This window comes from Hyphomicrobium sp., assembly GCF_020852195.1.
GTDB lineage: Bacteria > Pseudomonadota > Alphaproteobacteria > Rhizobiales > Hyphomicrobiaceae > Hyphomicrobium_C.
This window is the reverse complement of record NZ_JADZBI010000016.1, coordinates 1-18,633: the sequence shown is the minus strand read 5'-3', so window position 1 is coordinate 18,633 and position 18,633 is coordinate 1. Positions and strand designations below refer to the sequence as shown.

At 59.0% G+C, this 18,633-nt stretch carries 13 protein-coding genes; 6 read left to right on the top strand and 7 right to left on the bottom strand.

From position 1 onward, the window contains the following. Positions 1–111: 111 nt before the first annotated feature. The 4 genes from IT540_RS01365 to IT540_RS01350 form a co-directional block, all read right to left on the bottom strand. Entirely contained in the window at positions 112–843 is a 732-nt protein-coding gene (locus IT540_RS01365; RefSeq protein ID WP_291172209.1) for a TetR/AcrR family transcriptional regulator, read from the bottom strand. Between the two features lie 97 nt (positions 844–940). After that, on the bottom strand, positions 941–1,921 hold the full coding sequence (meaB, locus tag IT540_RS01360; RefSeq protein WP_291172207.1) for a methylmalonyl Co-A mutase-associated GTPase MeaB: 981 nt from the start codon (positions 1,919–1,921) through the stop codon (positions 941–943). Positions 1,922–2,010: 89 nt separating this feature from the next. Further along, positions 2,011–2,433 carry a cobalamin-dependent protein gene (locus IT540_RS01355; protein ID WP_291172205.1) on the bottom strand — a complete coding sequence of 141 codons (423 nt, stop codon included), beginning with the start codon at positions 2,431–2,433 and terminating at the stop codon, positions 2,011–2,013. A 12-nt stretch (positions 2,434–2,445) separates the two neighbouring features. Continuing rightward, the gene (locus IT540_RS01350) at positions 2,446–4,059 is read right to left on the bottom strand and encodes a methylmalonyl-CoA mutase family protein (RefSeq protein ID WP_291172202.1); all 1,614 of its coding nucleotides are present in this window, start codon (positions 4,057–4,059) and stop codon (positions 2,446–2,448) included. A gap of 460 nt (positions 4,060–4,519) precedes the next feature. Here IT540_RS01350 and IT540_RS01345 point away from each other — a divergent pair, with 460 nt between their 5' ends. The 4 genes from IT540_RS01345 (at position 4,520) to IT540_RS01330 (ending at position 10,022) form a co-directional block, all read left to right on the top strand. Further along, on the top strand, positions 4,520–6,205 hold the full coding sequence (locus IT540_RS01345; RefSeq protein WP_291172199.1) for an AMP-binding protein: 1,686 nt from the start codon (positions 4,520–4,522) through the stop codon (positions 6,203–6,205). Between the two features lie 41 nt (positions 6,206–6,246). After that, a complete protein-coding gene (locus IT540_RS01340) occupies positions 6,247–7,998 on the top strand; it encodes a thiamine pyrophosphate-binding protein (RefSeq protein WP_291172197.1) in 1,752 nt (583 codons plus the stop codon). Then, entirely contained in the window at positions 7,958–8,752 is a 795-nt protein-coding gene (locus IT540_RS01335; RefSeq protein WP_291172194.1) for an SDR family NAD(P)-dependent oxidoreductase, read from the top strand. Before IT540_RS01340 ends, IT540_RS01335 begins: the two co-directional genes overlap by 41 nt. Before the next feature lie 79 nt (positions 8,753–8,831). Then, positions 8,832–10,022, top strand: coding sequence for an acetyl-CoA C-acyltransferase (locus IT540_RS01330; RefSeq protein WP_291172275.1), 1,191 nt, complete (start codon positions 8,832–8,834; stop codon positions 10,020–10,022). A gap of 132 nt (positions 10,023–10,154) precedes the next feature. Here the strand turns inward: IT540_RS01330 and IT540_RS01325 are convergent, their stop codons facing one another. The 3 genes from IT540_RS01325 to IT540_RS01315 are packed head-to-tail and all read right to left on the bottom strand — an operon-like array spanning position 10,155 to position 15,490. Then, a complete protein-coding gene (locus tag IT540_RS01325) occupies positions 10,155–13,013 on the bottom strand; it encodes an EAL domain-containing protein (protein ID WP_291172191.1) in 2,859 nt (952 codons plus the stop codon). After that, positions 13,010–13,450 carry a response regulator gene (locus IT540_RS01320; RefSeq protein ID WP_291172188.1) on the bottom strand — a complete coding sequence of 147 codons (441 nt, stop codon included), beginning with the start codon at positions 13,448–13,450 and terminating at the stop codon, positions 13,010–13,012. Before IT540_RS01320 ends, IT540_RS01325 begins: the two co-directional genes overlap by 4 nt. 9 nt (positions 13,451–13,459) lie before the next feature. Then, positions 13,460–15,490, bottom strand: a complete 2,031-nt coding sequence (locus tag IT540_RS01315) for a sensor histidine kinase (protein ID WP_291172185.1) — start codon at positions 15,488–15,490, stop codon at positions 13,460–13,462. Between the two features lie 326 nt (positions 15,491–15,816). On the opposite strand from IT540_RS01315, the gene IT540_RS01310 reads away from it, so the two are divergent. Beyond that, entirely contained in the window at positions 15,817–17,202 is a 1,386-nt protein-coding gene (locus tag IT540_RS01310) for a diguanylate cyclase (RefSeq protein WP_291172182.1), read from the top strand. Positions 17,203–17,447: 245 nt separating this feature from the next. Continuing rightward, positions 17,448–18,317, top strand: a complete 870-nt coding sequence (locus IT540_RS01305) for an AraC family transcriptional regulator (RefSeq protein WP_291172179.1) — start codon at positions 17,448–17,450, stop codon at positions 18,315–18,317. The last annotated feature ends 316 nt before the right edge of the window (positions 18,318–18,633 follow it).

Sequence of the window (18,633 nt, the reverse complement as noted above, 5' to 3'; positions counted from 1 at the left end):
CTCACAAACATCGATTCATTTTGCGTTGGCAAAGCTGCTGACCGAACGTACAGCTATCGCGACGAGGGCTATCCAGCGCGTCGTTTCTGAAACGGGAGAAGTGGACGTCCGTCATGGCGTACTCCTCCTTCCTGTTCCTTTAGCTCCCCGGGGAGCGCTGCGGGAAGCCTTTGCTCTTGCGATGCTTCCGTCGTTCGAGCTGATAGTATGCAGCCTGCCAAGGAACGCTTCCTGTGGGTGACGAGCGATACCGCGTGTTACTATTTCAACGATAGCTTCGGCGATTTCGTCAGGCTTCCAAGGTCCATCCGCCCTATACCATTTAGCGGTCCAATTCAGGGCTCCAAGCAGCGCAAATACGGCAAGCTTGGCGTCTCCTGGCAGGATGCTCCCATCCGCTACGCCTTGACGATAGAATTGCCTGAGACGACCCTCATAGGCGTCCCGCATTCTCAGCACCATATCCATGCTTTTCGCGTCGAGGGAGTTTTCCTCCAAGAGCATCGTTGGAACACCAAGTGACTCAATCATGTCCTCAAGGTGCCGTTGAAGCGTCAATCTGATCTTGGTCCAACCGCTTCCGCCACTTCGTTCGGCGCTGTCGGCGGCCTTCATTGCGAGGCGTACCGCTTCCTGATGGCACGCAAGGAGAAGGTCGTTCTTGTTGTCTACGTAACGATAGAGTGCGGCCTTGCTGATGTTTAGTTGAGTAGCAACCTCTTCAAGGGTGGCGCCTTGGCTTCCGCGACGGTTGAATATGGTCGCAGCTTCACGAATGATCAGCTTGCGCTTTCGTTCTTTCTGTTTCTCGGCGCTCAGCTCAGTGCCGGCCCATTTCGTCACCCTGTTCTCCTTGTCATTCTCGGACGCTACTCCTTCGAACACGATAAATTTTCGACAGTGCTTTTCGAAGCCCGACACGGTTCTGGGGCCGTGCTTCCTACATGCGTGTCGGATCCCGGAACCGGTCAAGAAATGCCGCCGAAGCACGGGTCGTCAGATCATTCACAGTCCAGGCGCCAGAGGACTTGCTATGAAGCAAACGCAGGAATTCCTCGCCTGATAGCCAAGCATGCAAGTCCCGAAAGATCTTCTTTTTGACTTGGTCCGATATTTCCTGACGCTGTCCGACCAAGCGCCGCGCCGACAGGACACCGCTTGCCACTTGCCTTTCAAAATGTGAACGGACGATTTTCCACAATTCGTCCACTCCGTCGCCGTTCGTGGCCTGGGTCATAGTCACCGTAGTCATCTCGCCCTCCTTATGGCCAATCATAAGGGCCTGCTCGAGCTCGGCCTTTGTCCGCTTGGCTTCCGGCCGGTCGCTCTGGTTTACTACGAATGCATCGGCGATTTCCAGAATCCCAGCCTTGCTCATCTGAACTGCGTCGCCCAGACCAGGCACTACGACAACAATGACCGTATCGGCAACGTGCATGATTTCGAGTTCGGCTTGGCCAACTCCGACTGTCTCGAGAATGACGACATCCACGCCGTTCTCCGCGAGCAAACGTACCGCGCTGCGTGTAGCGGCAGCAAGACCGCCCAGATTCGTGCGACTCCCCATCGAGCGAATGAAGACATTGGGGTCAGCCGCATGTCCGCCCATCCGAACGCGATCGCCGAGGATCGCCCCACCGGAAAAGGGACTTGAAGGATCTATTGCCAATACCCCTACCTTCAATCCCTGAGCGCGCGCGCAGGCGATCAATTTATCAGCGAGCGTACTTTTTCCCGCGCCGGGAGGACCAGTCACGCCTATGATTTGTGTTTTAGTCGGCAGAGTTGTCCAAAGGGACTCGTCCAGGCTCTCGCCTGTGTCATCAGCACGTTCCGCTCTGGAGATGGCTTTTCCCATATCGCGGTCGCTGAGTTTTGTCTGCGCTGCCCAGTCGGATTTTTCGGTTACACTGCCGTCCATACACTGTGCTCCCCTGCGGATCGATTGGGTACCCCTCGACGAGGTTCACGTGTGCGAGGCCTAGAGTTCCGTCATGGTGGCTGAAGCACTCAAGACGCCCCAGCCTGAGGCACCCTAGTCTGCGGCACGTTCAAGTTGATGAACTCAACGATCTTTTCGATTGGCGTCCCTGGTGGGAAAGCCCCGAGAATGCCCATTTCCCTGAGCTGATCGATATCTTCCTTCAGAAGGATCCCGCCGACGATCACGAGGATCTCTTCCGCACCCGCTTCGGCGAGCTGGCGTTTCATCTCGGCGGCCATGGAGACATGCTGACCTGAGGCATTGGCAATGCCAATGACCTGTGCATCCTCCTGCAATGCAGTTCGCACAGCTTCGGCAATTTCGACGCGCAGCCCGGTATAGATTACCTCCATTCCTGCGTCTCGAAGCCCGCGGGCCACGATCTTGACACCGACATCGTGCCCGTCGATTCCTGGCTTCGTCAGTACAACGCGTATAGGTTGCGCCATTCTCTACCCCCCTTAAACGATTGCCGAAGCTTTGTGACGCCCGACGACATCGGCGAGGGCATTGATGATCTCACCTTCGGTTGCCATCACTTTCACCGCCGAAATAACATCCTCAAGGATGTTCGCGCCGCTGGCCGCAGTTCGGCGAAGCCCATCTAACCGCTCTTCCACAAGTGCCCGGTCGCGGCTCTCCTTGACCTTTGCCAGGCGGCGCAGTTGCTCGCGTTCCGAATCTTCGCCTACGCGGAAGGTTTGGACATCGTAGTCCTCATTCTCCATTTGATACTCATTGACACCGACCACGATCCGCTCTTTGGACGCTATTTCCATCTGATACTGGTGCGCGTAGTCGGAGACATTCTGTTCGAGCCATCCGCTCTCGACACAAGCCAAGGCTCCGCCGCGGCCGTCGATCTGACGCATCCAGTCGTCTATTTCTTCCTCGATCTGATTGGTGAGCGTCTCAACGTAGTATGACCCCGCCAGCGGGTCGACGGTGTTGCAGACACCGCTTTCATGGATGATGACCTGCTGCGTGCGCAGAGAAAGCCGATGGGCCTTCTCCGAGGGAATCGACAGCGCCTCGTCAAAGCCCGCAACGGCCATGGACTGAACACCTCCGCAAGCTCCGGCGAGAGCCTGAATTGTTCCCCGCACAATGTTCACTTCTGGCTGCTGGTAGGTCATCGTGCTGCCGGCCGTCTGCACATGCATTCTCATGCGCCAGGATTTCGGATCCTTAGCCCCAAATCGCTCCTTGAGCATGCGCGCCCAATAGCGCCGGCCGGCGCGAAACTTGGCGATCTCCTCAAAGAAATCATTGTTGATCTGGAAGATGAACGAGAAGCGCGGAGCCACGTCATCGATGCTAAGTCCGCGTGCGAGCAGGTCTTCGAAATAGGTCACAGCCTGTGCGAAGGCATAGGCCATTTCCTGAGGAGCAGTCGCTCCGGTTTCGCGGATGTTGTATCCATTGATGTTGATGCCGTTCCAGCGCGGCATGTTTTTCGAGCAATACTCGACAACATCGCACGTAAATCTCACCTGCGGCTTCGGCGGAAAGACAAACGTCTTCTGCGCGTAGAATTCCTTGAGCGCGTCGTTCTGAGACGTGCCCGCCATGTTCTCAAGCTTGTAGCCCCGCTCCTGAGCGGTTGCGACGAACATGCCCAAGAGGATCGGCGCGGGGGGGTTGATTGTCTGTGAAACGCTGATCTTGTTCAGGTCGATCCCGTCAAGCAGATCGCGCATATCCTGCAGCGTATCAATCGCGACACCCATCCGGCCGACTTCACCCTTGGCGAGAGGGTCATCCGAATCCAGTCCGATCAGTGTCGGAACGTCGTAGTCATTTGAAATACCGGTTGGCCCGTTCGCGATCACATAGCGGTTTCGCTCGTTGCTCTCCAGAGCCGTGCCGAAGCCTACGACCTGCCGCCGTGTCCACGTACGAGTACGGTACATCTCGGGATGGACACCACGAGTGAACGGATATTCACCGGGCACGCCCACCTTTTCGTTGAAATCCCAGTCCTTCAGGTCCTCTGGCCCATAGACGGCCTTCACCGGCCTGCCCGATCCCGTCTTGAAAACCTTTTCCTTTTCAATCTTGTCGATCTTGTTCACTTAAAGACTCCTCATCTCTGGCATCCAAGGGCCCGCGCCCGACATCACAAGAGACGCGATAGTTAGACACGTGACTTTTCGGTCATGCCTCGACGACTTGTCAAGCATCATTCTCCACGATTGGCTCCAGCCCCTTAGCGCTGGTGCTCACCTCAGATTTTCTGATCAACACGAGATACCAGTAATTACTATACTATTTCGACGATCATGGCATCGGAGAGCGTAAGAGAACGTCACGCACTGAGCGCTCCCCGCGCTGGACCCGCACCCGCTCCACGAAGAAAATTTGCGGCCGCTGCCGAAAGCAGACTTTACAATAAGTGACTTATGAGTCACTAAAACGTCCACGTCGTCCCGGATGAGACGCGACTGCCGTTTGTCCGGACGTTGAGATCGCGGAAACACGCGGCGGCCGCCACGCACTGAAGGTGGGGCTTGTTTCTTGTGGGAGGTCAGAGGGATGGCGACGCATGGGGCCACCGGCCAGATAGCAACATCGGCAAATCTGGATTGCGTCTCTGCGCCGCTTCAAGAAATCCTTAGCCGGCAGGACGACTGGACACTTCCCAAAACGCTCCGCGCCCAGGCCGCGAAGCGTCCGAGTGCGCCTGCGCTGCAGTTCGAGAACGGCGCCACGCTTTCTTATGCTGAGCTACTTCAACGCGTCGAAGCATTTTCAGCCAACTTGCTGTCGATGGGAGTGGCTCGCGGCGATCGGGTTGCCCTTGTCATGGAGAACTCGATCGAGATGGTGGTCGCGTGGTGCGCCATCAACCTCATCGCTGCAGTCGAAGTCCCCGTCAATCATGCGCTTCGCGGCCGTTTTTTGACACATGTACTCGAGAACAGCGCCGCAGAAATCGTGATCATCGACGGCGGACTCATCGGGCCGCTGGTGGATATCAAGGATGACGTCACGTGTGTGAAGCACCTTGTAGTGAATGGCGCTCCAAAGCTCCCGCTTCCTTGGCCGGTTTCGGATTTCGATACGCTGATCGCGGGCTGTGATGATGCTGGTCTGGAGAGGGTTCGCGCTATCGATGTTGCCCCCGATGAACCAGCAGCGATCATTTACACGTCCGGCACCACCGGCCCAGCAAAAGGCGTGCTTCTTCCGCATGGGCAGATGTGGGCCTGGGCGTATCATATGTGTGATGCACTGCGGATAACGCATGAGGACGTATACCTTGTCGTGCTGCCGCTCTTCCATGGCAACGCGCAGATCATGCAGGTCTATGCCGCCATGATGGCCGGCGCGAAGGTCGCCCTCTACAAGCGATTCTCGACATCGCGATGGGTAGACCAAGCAATCGAGTCGAAAGCGACTGTGTCCAGCCTTTTGGGCGTCATGGCGCAATTTATCTTCGACCAGAAACCGTGTGACAAAGACGCTCACGTTCCAATCAGCAGGATGGTCACCATACCGATGCCCGCTGCAATTGGAGAGCGTTTCCGAAGGCGCTTCAACGTGGCCTGCATTGAGGCGTATGGCATGACGGAAATCTGCCTCCCGATCATGCAACGGCTCAACGAAGAGCCTAGGCCGGGTAGCTGCGGGCGCGTCATTGAGGATTGGTTCGAGGTCGCGATCGTCGATCCTGAAACCGACCGCGACCTGCCGCCCAACACTGTCGGAGAAATCGTCGTCCGGCCAAAACATCCCTGCACGATGATGCTCGACTATTTCCGTATGCCGGAGCGAACTCTCAAGGCTTGGCGAAACCTTTGGTTTCATACCGGCGACAGCGGGAAGTACGATGAGGATGGATATTATTATTTTGTCGATCGCCTCCAGGACCGCATTCGGCGCCGCGGCGAGAATATCTCATCGTACGAGATCGAGGCGGTAGCGGCAGAGTTTGAAAATGTTCTTGAGGCCGCCGCCATCGCCGTTCCGGCGGCGGAAGGTGACGATGATATTGAACTGTGCGTCGTGACGCGGGACGGAACACTCGACTATCTCGTCTTCCTCGAACACTGCCGGAAGCGAATGGCCCATTTCGCCGTGCCACGGTATTTCCGCGTATTCAACGAGTTTCCGAAAACGCCGAACGGAAAAGTTTTGAAGCGTGAGCTGCGCCAGAGCAGCGCGCTGTCCACATGGGATCGCGTAGCAGCCGGAATACATATCGGCCGCGATTCGTGACGTTCATCAGCATCTCTCGGTCAGGCTCGAAAGGGACATTCATGGCACAAGACTCAACAGCGGTCGCCTCCGACCAAGCAGTTAAAATGACAGGGGCGCGCGTCATCGCGAAGTTGCTCCGCGCGCGAGGTGTGAAACGCGCCTATGGCCTCATAGGCGGGCACATCCAGCCAATCGTGGACGAGATGGTCAGGCACGGCATAGAGTTTGTCGACACGCGCCATGAATGTGCTGCCGTCTATATGGCCCATGCAGAGGCAGCACTTTCCGGTCGGCTGACAGTTGCGATGGCCACCGCGGGGCCGGGCATTACGAATGCGGTGACCGGACTCGCAAATGCAGACGTCGCGCGCATGCCGGTTCTGGTTATCTCCGGTCGCGTTCCACGACTTCAGGACGGTATGGGCGGAATGCAAGACGTTCCCCAGGCCGAGGTCGTCCGATCCATCTGCCGCAGGGTAGAGGTCGTCTGGTCCGCTGCGCACGTGGCGGCCAGGATGGATGCGGCCATCCGGGCCGCACTCGGCAGCGACGGAACTCCTGGACCCGCCTACATAGATTTCCCCACCGATATTCAGCGTGAGGAAATTCATGCAGCCGATATTGATGAAGCACTGTTCGCCGAGTGGGCGCCCACGCCGATCCCGGCATCGGCTGATGCCCTCGATCGTGCGGCAAAAGTCATCCGAGAAGCACGGCGTCCCTTGGTTCTCGCTGGGCAGAACGCACACGGCTGCCGGGCTCAGATCGAAGCGTTCTTGGAAAAAACAGGCGCGATATACCTCGACACATCGGAGAGTCGTGGCGCAATCCCCGGCGACAACCCGGCCAATGTACCTGCCATGCGCGCTAAGGCAATGCAGGGAGCGGATCTCGTACTGACACTCGGACGCAAGCTGGATTTCCAGGTCGCTTACGGTTCTCCGGCAATCTTCGAGGGCGGCGCACGTTTCATTCGAATTGGCCGCAACGATGAGTACATCAGCGGAAACCGACGGGCCGAGGTGGAACTGAAGGCCGATGTCGCATTGGCGCTCGATGGGCTGTTGGAAAGGGACATCCGGCCGATTGATCCCGACGCGGCCTGGCTGTCCGAGATCAAGTCGCAGAACGAGATACGTGAGCGAAAATTGCGGGAAACGATTCGAAGCATGCCCGCAGAAGGGCTCATGCACCCCTATTCCGTGATCGATGCGGTGAACGCCCATGTCGACAAGGACACGATCATGATCGCTGACGGTGGCGACATCCTGTCTTTCGCGCGCGTCGCATTGAAGGACTCGGCCCGTCTTCTGGATCCGGGCGCCTTAGGGTGCATTGGCGTCGGTGTTGCCTTTGCCAACGGAGCAGCGATCAGCAATCCGGGCAAACGCGTCATCGCGTTGATTGGTGACGGTTCCTTTGGCTTTGGAGCGATGGAAATACATACGGCTGTACGCAAAGGTGCAAAAGTCATCTTTGTCGTCGCGAACAACAAAGGCTGGAACATCGATCGCCACGATCAGATCGAGAACTATGATGGACATCTCATCGGTGTCGAGTTGGGCAATGTTGAGTACGACCTGCTGGCGCGCGCATTGGGCGCGTATGGCGAGCGGGTCGAACGGCGCGAGGATCTACCCGCAGCACTCGAGCGCGCGTTCGAAAACGCCCCGGCGGTTCTAAATGTCATGGTGGACCCCGAACCAAAATCCCCTGATTTCGCCAGCGGCATTGCTTTTGTTTACGATCGACAAGCCCTGCGGCGTTGGCATGAACTCGAAGATGAAAGGCGCGCCAGTGAGGCTGTCTGACGCTACTTTTATCGTCACTGGGGCCACCTCGGGACTTGGCGCAGCCGTTACCGACCGCCTGATCGCGGAGGGCGCATTCGTCGTCGGTGCCGACATCAATATCGCCTCCGCCGCCGAGGTGGAGGCCCGCCATCCCGGCAAGGTGAAATTCATCAAGACCGATGTGACATCGGAAGAGGACGCGCGAGCGACGATCGCGCTTGCGAAATCCGAATTTCGTGGTTTGCGCGGACTGGTCAACTGTGCAGGGATCGCCCCGGGCGAAAAACTCGTGGGTCGCAAGGGGGCTCACGCGTTGGAGAGCTTTATTCGTACCGTGTCAATCAACCTCGTCGGCACATTCAACATGATGCGTTTGGCCGCCGAGGCAATGCAGGAGGAAGAGCCGGACGAAACCGGTGATCGAGGCATCATTGTGAACACCGCCTCGATTGCCGCCTATGACGGCCAAATCGGGCAGGCTGCCTACGCCGCATCGAAGGGCGGAGTCGTCAGCCTGACCCTTCCCGCTGCACGCGAACTCGCCAAGTCCAAGATTCGTGTGATGACGATTGCGCCCGGCGTCTTTGAGACACCTATGATGGCAGGAATGGGCCAGCAGGTGCAGGACGCCCTTGGCGCCACTGTTCCACATCCAGCCCGCTTGGGTAGGCCTTCGGAGTTCGCCATTCTGGTCTGTGCTATTGCGCGTAACCAGTATTTGAACGGCGAGGTCATCCGCTTGGATGGCGCACTGCGGATGGCTGCAAGTTGATCTGATCGATGTCGGTCTGGATGCGGGCGACGACAGGCGTAGTCCGCACACCTCAACCGCTACTTCTCCGGAGACCTTCGTGGATAAACATGATCCAGTTGTGATTGTAAGTGCCGCGCGCACTCCCTTGGGTGGATTTCAGGGCAGTCTGAAGGAGCTCCAAGCGAGCGAACTCGGTGCGGCAGCTATCGCCGGCACGATCCAGAGAGCCGGTATTTCGGGGGATGATGTCGATGAAGTCATCTTTGGCTGCGTGCTTGCCGCTGGCCAGGGACAAGCTCCGGCGCGGCAGGCATCGATCCGCGCGGGATTGCCTCTTAAGACCGGCGCCACAACGATAAACAAAATGTGCGGCTCCGGAATGAAAACGACGATGTTGGCTCATGACCTCATCGTCGCAGGCAGTGCAAAGGTGATCGTGGCCGGCGGCATGGAGAGCATGAGCAACGCGCCTTACCTGCTGGATCGCGCGCGGGCAGGGTACCGCATGGGCCATGGGAAGGTCGTCGACCACATGTTTCTTGATGGCCTGGAAGACGCTTACGATAAAGGTCGTCTTATGGGCACATTTGCGGAGGATTGCGCAGAGGCTTATCAGTTCTCGCGTGAGGCGCAAGACGAGTTCGCGGTATCCTCGCTGACGCGCGCGCAAAAGGCGATAAGCGATGGATGTTTCGATTCGGAAATCGTAACGCTCCATGTCGGTTCAGGAAAATCGGAGCGACAAGTTGCGCAGGATGAGCAACCTCCAAAGGCCAGGCTGGACCGGATAGCTCTCCTGAAGCCCGCATTCCGCGAGGGGGGGACCGTCACCGCGGCCAATTCCAGCTCAATTTCAGATGGAGCAGCTGCGCTCGCGCTGATGCGGCGCTCGGAGGCCGAACGCCGAGGTTTGCTGCCGCTCGCGGAGATCAAGCAGCACGCTACCTATGGGGGGGCGCCTAATCTGTTTCCCACCGCGCCGATCTACGCGGTCCGAGAATTGTTTAATCGCACGGGCTGGCAGTCAAAGGATGTTGATCTGTTCGAGATCAATGAGGCCTTTGCCGTCGTTGCGATGGCTGCAATACGGGAGCTCGGTTTGTCTCGGGAGCAAGTCAACGTCCACGGAGGTGCTTGCGCGCTAGGACATCCCATCGGTGCGTCCGGTGCGCGAGTGATAGTAACACTGCTGGCCGCTCTTCAGCGATATGGTCAGAAGCGTGGGGTAGCGTCTGTTTGCATCGGCGGTGGAGAAGCGACAGCCATTGCACTCGAGCTTGTTCAATAGTTCGGCAAAAGAGCCGCAGCGCCGCCCCAGAGGCATCTCTGTCCATCGTCGGGATTTTTGGACACCTGAGCGTCTGAACCAAGCGAGGGGTCGGACAGCTTCTTCAATGTCATACTGCAACCGAAACCGTGGCTAGGCCGATGCCAGTGAGCCGGTGCGTAGCGTCTTTCCCGAACGCACCATGGCCTCGAACGCATCCGCAGATACGGGCACGCTGAAATAATAGCCCTGAATCTCATCGCAGGAGCTCTCACGCAGGAAGCGACATTGCTCCTCGGTTTCGACGCCTTCGGCGACCACGCGGCATTTGAGATTGTGGGCCAGCGCGATGGCTGCCCGCACGATGGTTGCGTCTTCCGGTTTTGCGAGCATGTTGCTGATGAAGGACCGGTCGATCTTCAACGTGTCGACGCGGAAGTGCTTCAAATAGCTCAGGCTCGAGTAGCCGGTACCGAAGTCGTCAATGGAGAGCTTCACGCCGAGTGCTCTGAGCTGGCTGAAGGTGGCCGTCACCTTTTCAGCATCGTGCGCAATCAGACTTTCGGTGAGCTCGATGTCCAGAAGCTCCGGCGGCAGGCCCGTTTCCTTGAGTGTACGCATGACCCAGGCGAGCACGTCCTGCTGCAGGAACTGGCGAACCGAGAGGTTCACCGCGATGCAAACTGGCGGCAGACCGGAGTCCAGCCACGCCCTGGCCTGAGAGCAGGCCACGCGCAGGGCCCAATCGCCAATCGGCACGATCAAGCCGGAATCCTCGGCTGCCGGAATGAAGCGGCTGGGCGGGATTGTGCCTAGCTCGGGGTCATGCCAGCGCAATAACGCCTCGCAGCCGATGATGCGGCCCGTCTCCAAGCTGACCTTCGGCTGGTAGGCGAGCTCGAGCTGCCCAGAAGTCACAGCAGCATGCAACCGAGCTTCGAGGTCGACGCGGGACTGCACCTCCTCGCGCATGCTGCTCGTGAACGCCTGATAGATGTTCCGGCCGCGTTCCTTGGCACGGTACATCGCCACGTCGGCATTGCCGATCAATGCATCGGCGGTGTTGCCATCCTGTGGGTACACGCTCACGCCGATGCTTCCGGACAGGTGAATCTCGCGCCCCTGTACGACAAGCGGAGTTGCGATGCTCTCGACAATCTTCTGGGCAACGCTATGGGCGTCGGTGGCATCGCGCAGACCGGTCAGCAGGATCAGGAACTCGTCGCCGTTCTGGCGAGCCACGGCATCATCCTCGCGCACCAGCGTGGAGAGCCGCTCCGCAGCAGCTTTCAGAACAGCGTCGCCGAACGGATGCCCGTGGCCATCATTGATCATTTTGAAACGGTCCAGATCGAGATAGAGCAAGGCGATGTGGTGGCCGGCCTGGTCCGCCTTCGCGATCGCTTGCCTGATGAGATCGTGGATCAGGTTTCGGTTCGGGAGTCCTGTCAGATCGTCATGCGTGGCGAGGTAGCGGATGCGTCGCTCCGCCTCCCTGCGCTCTGTGATGTCGTGGTGAATCCAGGTGCGCCAGTAGCAGCGTCCGTCCGCATCTAACACGGGAGCCGAGTAGCGGTCCAAGATCCTGCCGTCGACAAGCTCGATCTCGTCGCGGCCGATCTCATTCGGGTGATCGAAGAGCCAAGTCACTCTCGCGACGAACTGCGAAGGCGCCGTTGTCCGCGATGCGGCGAATTCGAGCTGCGGAGGGAGCGTGGGATCGCTGGCGGTGTCGGCGGGAATATCCCACATCTCATTCAGCCGGCGATTCTGGATGATCTTGTTCCCTTTCGGGTCCGTGACAAGGATACCTGCGGCCGAACTCTCGACCTGAGCCGCGAACAGCGCGTTCTTCTCCCGAAGCGCTTCCTCCAACTGCTTGCGCTCGGTGATGTCACGGCTGACGCCCAGAAGCCCCAGCAACTCGCCGTTCGGACCATGAAAGAGGGTCTTGATCGTGTCGAAGGTCCGAACGCTTCCGTCGCCTGCAGGAATCTGCTCCTCGGTGCGCTGTGCCTGTCCGGAGGCAAAGAGCTTCTCATCCTCGGTGCGGTAGTACTTCGCCCACGTCTCAGGCAAGAGATCGAAGTCGTTCTTCCCGATCAGCCAGCTTTCCTGAACGCCCAGATATTTTTCGGTGGCGCGATTGCAGCCGCGAAACTGAAAGCTCCGATCCTTGAAGAAAATCAGATCGGGAATGCTGTCGATAAGAGCGCGCAGAAGGGCGCGCTCACGGCGAATGTCGTCCTCGATGCGCCGCAGCGCTTCGTCCTTCAGCCGACGCTCGGTAACGTCATGGCCAACACCGACGACGATTCCATCCGTCTTGGACAGCGCAGCAGACCACAGCAGATGCACGACCTTGCCTGATCTGTGGATGCAGCGCTTCTCGAAGTTGCGGGATTGTCCTCCTCTCAGGACGGCCTGGAATTCTTCCTTGATGCGATCCAAGTCGTCAGGGTGTGCAATCGTCTCGAAATGAGCCCCCTTCAACTCAGTGGGCTCGTAGCCGAGCATGTCTCTAGATGCTGAGCTAACCTCGAGGAAACGCCCTTCGCCATCGAAGGAGCAGATCAGATCGGGAGAGTTCTCCAGAATAATCGTCTTCATGTGCTCGAGCTGGCGGCGCTGACGCCGGTTCTCGGCCACATCGAGGGCGTGTTGCACCGCGGGAACCAGGCGCGTGAGATTCTGCTTGAGCAGGTAATCCACGGCGCCGAGCTTGAGCGTCTCGACGGCGACGTCCTCGCCAACGGTGCCGGAAATGACGATGACCGGAAGGTCGAGGCCACTTTCCCTAACCGTTTCAAGCGTGTCCTTGGCGCTTGAGGACGGCAAACTGTAGTCGGCGAAAACGACGTCCCATTGCCCGTCGCGGAGCGCCTGGCGAAGGGCATCGCCAGTGTCGACCCGCAACGCCGACACATCGTACCCGCCGTGCTTCAGGGCTTCCTGAAGGAGGATCGCATCGTCTTCAGAATCTTCGACCAACAGGGCATGCAGGCGGGTCATCGGGCGGCAGGGAGCTCGGGCGTCTTGTTCAAGAGAAGCCAGTAGAGACCAAGTTGGCGCACAGTCTCGAGGAACTCGGCGAAATTGACGGGCTTGCGCACATAGCTATTGCAGCCAAGGCTGTACCCGTCAATCAAGTCCTGCTCTTCTTGCGACGAGGTCAAAACAACAACGGGCAAAAGCTTCGTGCGTGCATCGCCGCGAATGCGGCGCAGCACATCGAGTCCGCTCACCTTGGGCAGATTGAGGTCGAGTAGGACCAGGGTCGGTGAAATGCTTCCTCCCTTGTCGTCGGGGCCGAAGAGAAGATCGAGCGCCTCGGCGCCGTCACGTGCCACCGTGATGGCGTTGCAGATCTTGTTCTGCTGGAAAGCGAGCAGGGTCAGCTCTTCGTCGTCCGGGTTGTCTTCAACGAGAAGGATGGTCTTGTTGGACATGGGCTTGGCTCAGAGAGAGAAACGGAATGTGGCACCCTTGCCGGGCTCGGCTTCCGCGGAGATGACGCCACCATGGCGGCCGACGATGCGCTGGACGGTCGCAAGGCCGATTCCGGTGCCGGAAAACTCCGTCGTGCGGTGCAGGCGCTGGAACGGAGCGAAAAGTTTGTCCGCATAGCGCATATCGAAACCAGCGCCGTTGTCGCTGACAACGAACGTTGTCGCCCCGCTCTCGTTGACGGCGGTGAAGGCGATGCGGGCATCTGGCGTCTTGGAGGTGAATTTCCAGGCGTTGCCGAGAAGATTCTCCAGCAAGATGCGCAGCAGACGGACATCGCCCTCGGCAATGAGCCCGTCAGCTACGCCGGTCTGCACCTGGCGGTCCGGCTCATCTTGACGAAGCTGAGCGAGAATTTCATGAGCCATGAGGCTCAGGTCGACCGTCTCGCGGCGCATTTCGGCGCGTGACACGCGCGAGAGCTTGAGCAGATCATCGATCAGCTCTCCCATCCGATGCGTGGCTGCCTGCACGCGATTGAGATAGTCTCGCGCTTTGCCATCAAGGGCATCCGCATAGCTCCTGGTCAGGATCTCGGAGAAGCCTGCTATGCTGCGCAAGGGCGCACGTAGATCGTGCGAGACCGAGTAGGAGAAACTGTCCAGCTCCTCGTTGACGATCTGAAGCTCGCGGGTGCGATGGGCGACGCGTTCCTCGAGTTCGGCGTTGAAGGCTTCCAGTCGCGCCTGTGCCTGCCTGCGCTCGGTGGCAAAGCGATCCAGGGCCTCGCCCAGCAGACGGGTTTCCCTGAAGCCGCCGGCGACGGACGCAGCGCTCGCCACGGGCACCTCTCTCTCGTCGTGCCCGGTGCTGGCGATGCGCTGTTCCAACTCCGTGAGCGGCTGACCAAAGCGGCGCGCCATCCAGACTGAGACCAACAGCAGTCCCGCCACCATCACCAGACCCATGCCGACCACCTGATACAACTGGAGACGCAAGGGAGCCTGGATGAAGGGATCTTTGCGCGAGGCGACCACCAGCCACGAAAGACCCCCCTTGAGCTCCATTCGTCGGGCGGCCACCCAGCGGTGCTCTCCGTCCAGCTCCATTCGGCTTACGAACGGGCCGCCGGACGCGGACAGCTCGATCAAGGGAGCGAGGTCATCGGGAAGAGGCAACGGAGCGCGCTCGACTGCGTTGTCTCCGATCAGGCGCGGCACGGCGGCCAGTTCCACGATCTGGATCTCGGAACGATATTCCGAGACGAGGGACTGAAGGAATCCGTTCAAAGCCGGCATGTCGAAATCGGTGTCGAGAACGCCGACCAGGCGGCCTTCGCCACTTCGCAGAGCCTTGACGAAGCTGAAGCCCCAGAGGTCTGGGCTATCCGGTTCATGGACGATCCACTTGTACCCAGGAATCCATTTGCCCTCAGGGGAACCGTCAAGCGCTGCCTGGTAGAAGGGCCGCTTGCGCGGATCATAGCCGTCCGTGGGGCGCTCGTCTCGGAGGACGAAACCCTGGTCCGTCAGGACGTAGGTGCGCGTCACCGGATCATGGGGCCGCGTGCCGGGAAAAAGCCAGAGCAGGATCTCGCCGGAGGCGGTGCGCTCCAGATTTCCGTATTCGCCTGTATCAGGCAGCACGATGCCAAGATAGCTCAGCTCCGGTCGCTGCTCGAAGGCGGCCAATGAGCGCTCAAGAGTGGAACGCAATGTGCCGCTCGTCACTTCGGGCCAGCGAGCCGCGCGCTCCGCGGACTCCGCCGTCATCTCCGCCGAACGGACAAGTAGCCCCAGGCGCTCCACGGTTCGATTGAGCGTTTCGCTGATCTCCTGACGCGCCGCCTCCTCGGTGCTGGAGATGCCTTGCCAGATCATTGCGATCACCAAGGCAAGCCCGAGGGCCGTCACCAGTCCTACGACACTGGTGACCAGGGCCTGCGTAAACGACGGCGGCTGGCTGAAGCCAGTTGCTTTCGGATGCGGCTCCGAAGTCTGGGCCTCATGGGTGAGGGCGGGCTGATCGTCCAGGGTTCGCACCGGGATTCTCGGAGACCTGACAAATAATAACTCCGCACAGGCATCGGCACCAGACCGAGCACAACGAGATCAAGCATCGGCCTACGGGTCGAGGTCAAGTCAACCCACAACGACTTGATAATTTTAACATTCCTTTGTTGCGACTTGGAGCACCTATTCGGCGGCGTACCCCCGCCGAATGTGGCGCATCTCGGTATGTTGCGGATGGCTCTCTCGCGTCTTTACCAGTGGTTAGTCGCACTATTCGAGACATCTGGCATTGAAGCGCGCCCCGTCTGTATTGGTCTCCCCTGGACACGGCGCCAGTAGGAGATCCGGCGAAGCAGATGACGAACTTGGCTCTCGCATTCAGCCGGAAGACGGTGGCCGTCATCCTGGCCGCTGTGCTTTTGGCTTATGTGCTCTCCATCCTGTTTCTGGTCGGTATCGCCCGCATCCAAGATCAGAAGTCCCTGGCGCAAACCACACAGTTCGTCCGCCTCCTCCTCCAGGAAAAGGAAAGCTGGATCGAGAAGACCGTCAGCGATTACGCGGACTGGGGCGCGGCCTACAAACATCTGCACAACAATGTCGATGTGTCCTGGGCCTATGAGAGGCGCAATGTGGGGGCCAACCTTCTGGATGACCTCAGCATCGAATACGCGGCCGTGTTCGATGCCGCCGGCAGGGAGGTTTATAGCATCGTCGACGGGCAGCTCATGAAAGAGCCGGCTGTCGGCGCTATCCGCGGCGTCAAGGATCTCGTCGATCGGGCACGGACCATGGGAGCTGGCAATGCCGCCAACGGAATCCTGGTTGCCCACGGCGATCCGGTCTTCGCCGCAGCGCGCGTCATTTCGACGGGTGCCGATCCCTCCGTGGTGCCCGACGGCGCCGGCGTGTCCGTCTTGCTGTTCGGGGACCGCCTGACCCATGGCGAGCTGGAACAACTACGCAAGAACCTCGGCCTGGAGCAGCTGCAGCTGGTGGAGGCGGATCGGGATTCGGCCCCCTCGGACGGAAACGTTCTGCGTTCGAGCGCCGGCGATGCCGCATTCCTGATCGAGGTGATGGCTCCGCGACCTGGTCGCGAGATGCTGCACGCCATCATACCCTCTTTCGCGGTGATCGCGGCGATGTTCGGCGGAATGCTGTGGTGGCTTGGACGGCAGGGCACGCGCGACGCATACATGTTCCAGGAACATCATCGCTCGCTTCGGAAAACGGCGCACTTCGATGCGGTCACTGGCCTGCCCAACCGCAATCTGTTCACGCAGCGTCTTCGGGACATCCTGAGCCGGCCCGACACCCCTGTGAGCGTTCTCTTTCTCGATCTCGATCGCTTCAAGCCGATCAACGATACGTTTGGTCACGAAGCCGGCGACTTTGTCCTTGCTGAGATCGGAAGGCGCCTGGAGGCAACCACCAAAGCAGGAGACTTTTGCGCGCGCCTTGGAGGCGATGAATTCGTCATCGTGACCTTGGAGCGGGATGAATCGTCCCTCCACAGGCTATGCAAGACTATCATTCAGGAAGTTTCAGCCGACATCACCTATGACGCTCACGAGCTCATCGTAGGCGTTTCCATCGGCATTGCGTTGGCGCAACCGAACGATGCCTTGGAGGACGTGCTGCGCCGTGCCGACAAGGCACTCTACGATGCCAAGACAAGCGGTCGATCGCGGTATCGATGGTATTCCGAGCCCAAGCCGCCGGAGCGGGCATTGGCATAAGCCGGGATGTCTGCCGGAGCCCCTGCGGCTCGCAGGCGCGGACCGTCCTCAATTAGGAGTCTCTACGGCCGAAAATCGAGCGGCTATGGATTGTTACCGTTCGGCCACTCATGGTCTCCAAACTGGCACTAAAACTTGACAAAAATAGTAATCTATACATCATGACGCTCGACCCTTTCGGCGATGGGTGAAGAGCTTGGTCATGAGAAGATCGCGCACGTAGCGGATCCAGCGCTGTGTGTCTGATGCAGAACGGCATAGTCGATAACTCGATCTCACCTGAGCGGGTGTTCGTTGGCGCCCTCGAAGGGCGGAGCTGTTGCTCGGGCCTAGAGGACCTCGAGGTGAGCCCGAAGCTCATCATCAACTTCTACCTGAGCGGCGGCCAGTCGTTCGTCATCGACGGCGTGCACTTCTCGGAGAGCGCGGAAGTAGGCAGTCCGCGTGTCTCGATGATCAATGTCAGGCACGAGTCCAGGATTCACTTCAATCACGTTGATGCGGGACGTCTCCGCAAGGTCAAGTTGTCGATTCCGTTGAACTGGATCGAGCGTGAGATTGGAGCGATCTCGACTTGCTCGCCTGTGTTGCGTCGCTTCCTGTCAACGCACCTCAGTCATTTTGCCTTCGAGCCTACGCCGGATCTCGTCGAGCTTGCCGAGCAGATCAGCCGTCCTCCGCCCAATCTCAAGGGCGAGCTGCTGACCCTCTATCGCACGGCGCGCGGCATCGAACTGATGCGTCTCTCGTGCGCGCTGCTTGTTGCCCAAGCCGAGGAGATCGACCACAAGCCCTCGTTGATGAGCGCGCGTCAAAGCGAGCGTGTGCGGAATTTCATCCTTGCAAATCTGTCCAAGACTTTGACGATCGAAACCATCGCACGGGAAAGTGGCGCAAGCGTTTCCTCAGTGCAGCGTCATTTCAAGCAGCAATTCGGAATAACGGTTTTCGAGTTCATACGTCGCAAGCGCCTGGAGGCGGCACGCGATGCGCTCGAGGTGCGCGGCGTGACCGTCGCAGAGGCCGCGTGGATCGCTGGATACACAAGCCCATCCGGCTTCATCACGGCATTCAAGAAGACCTACGGCACCTGTCCAGGGGACATTCGCGCCTGATGCGCGGCCGCTGCGCTGAGCACTCTGGCTGAAAGAGCCGCTCTCTCTGCATGAGCTGCGTGCTCTCTCTTTCTCATTTTCTTGGCACTTCGTCTCAAGTCTCGATGGCCGATCGATGCCGCAGAAAAGAGACGTATACTGAAAGTAGAGGGCAATAATTAGAATAAGCTGAAACTAAATGCCGCCATCCGTTCGAGAAAACGTCAGACTCATTCTCGGGAACGTCAATGGGCTTGTCGGCGCTTTATTTCCCGAGTCCACCGCGTAAGTGTTACCGCGGGGTTTCAGAGGCGCGCATGCAGTCTGCGCGTCTCGC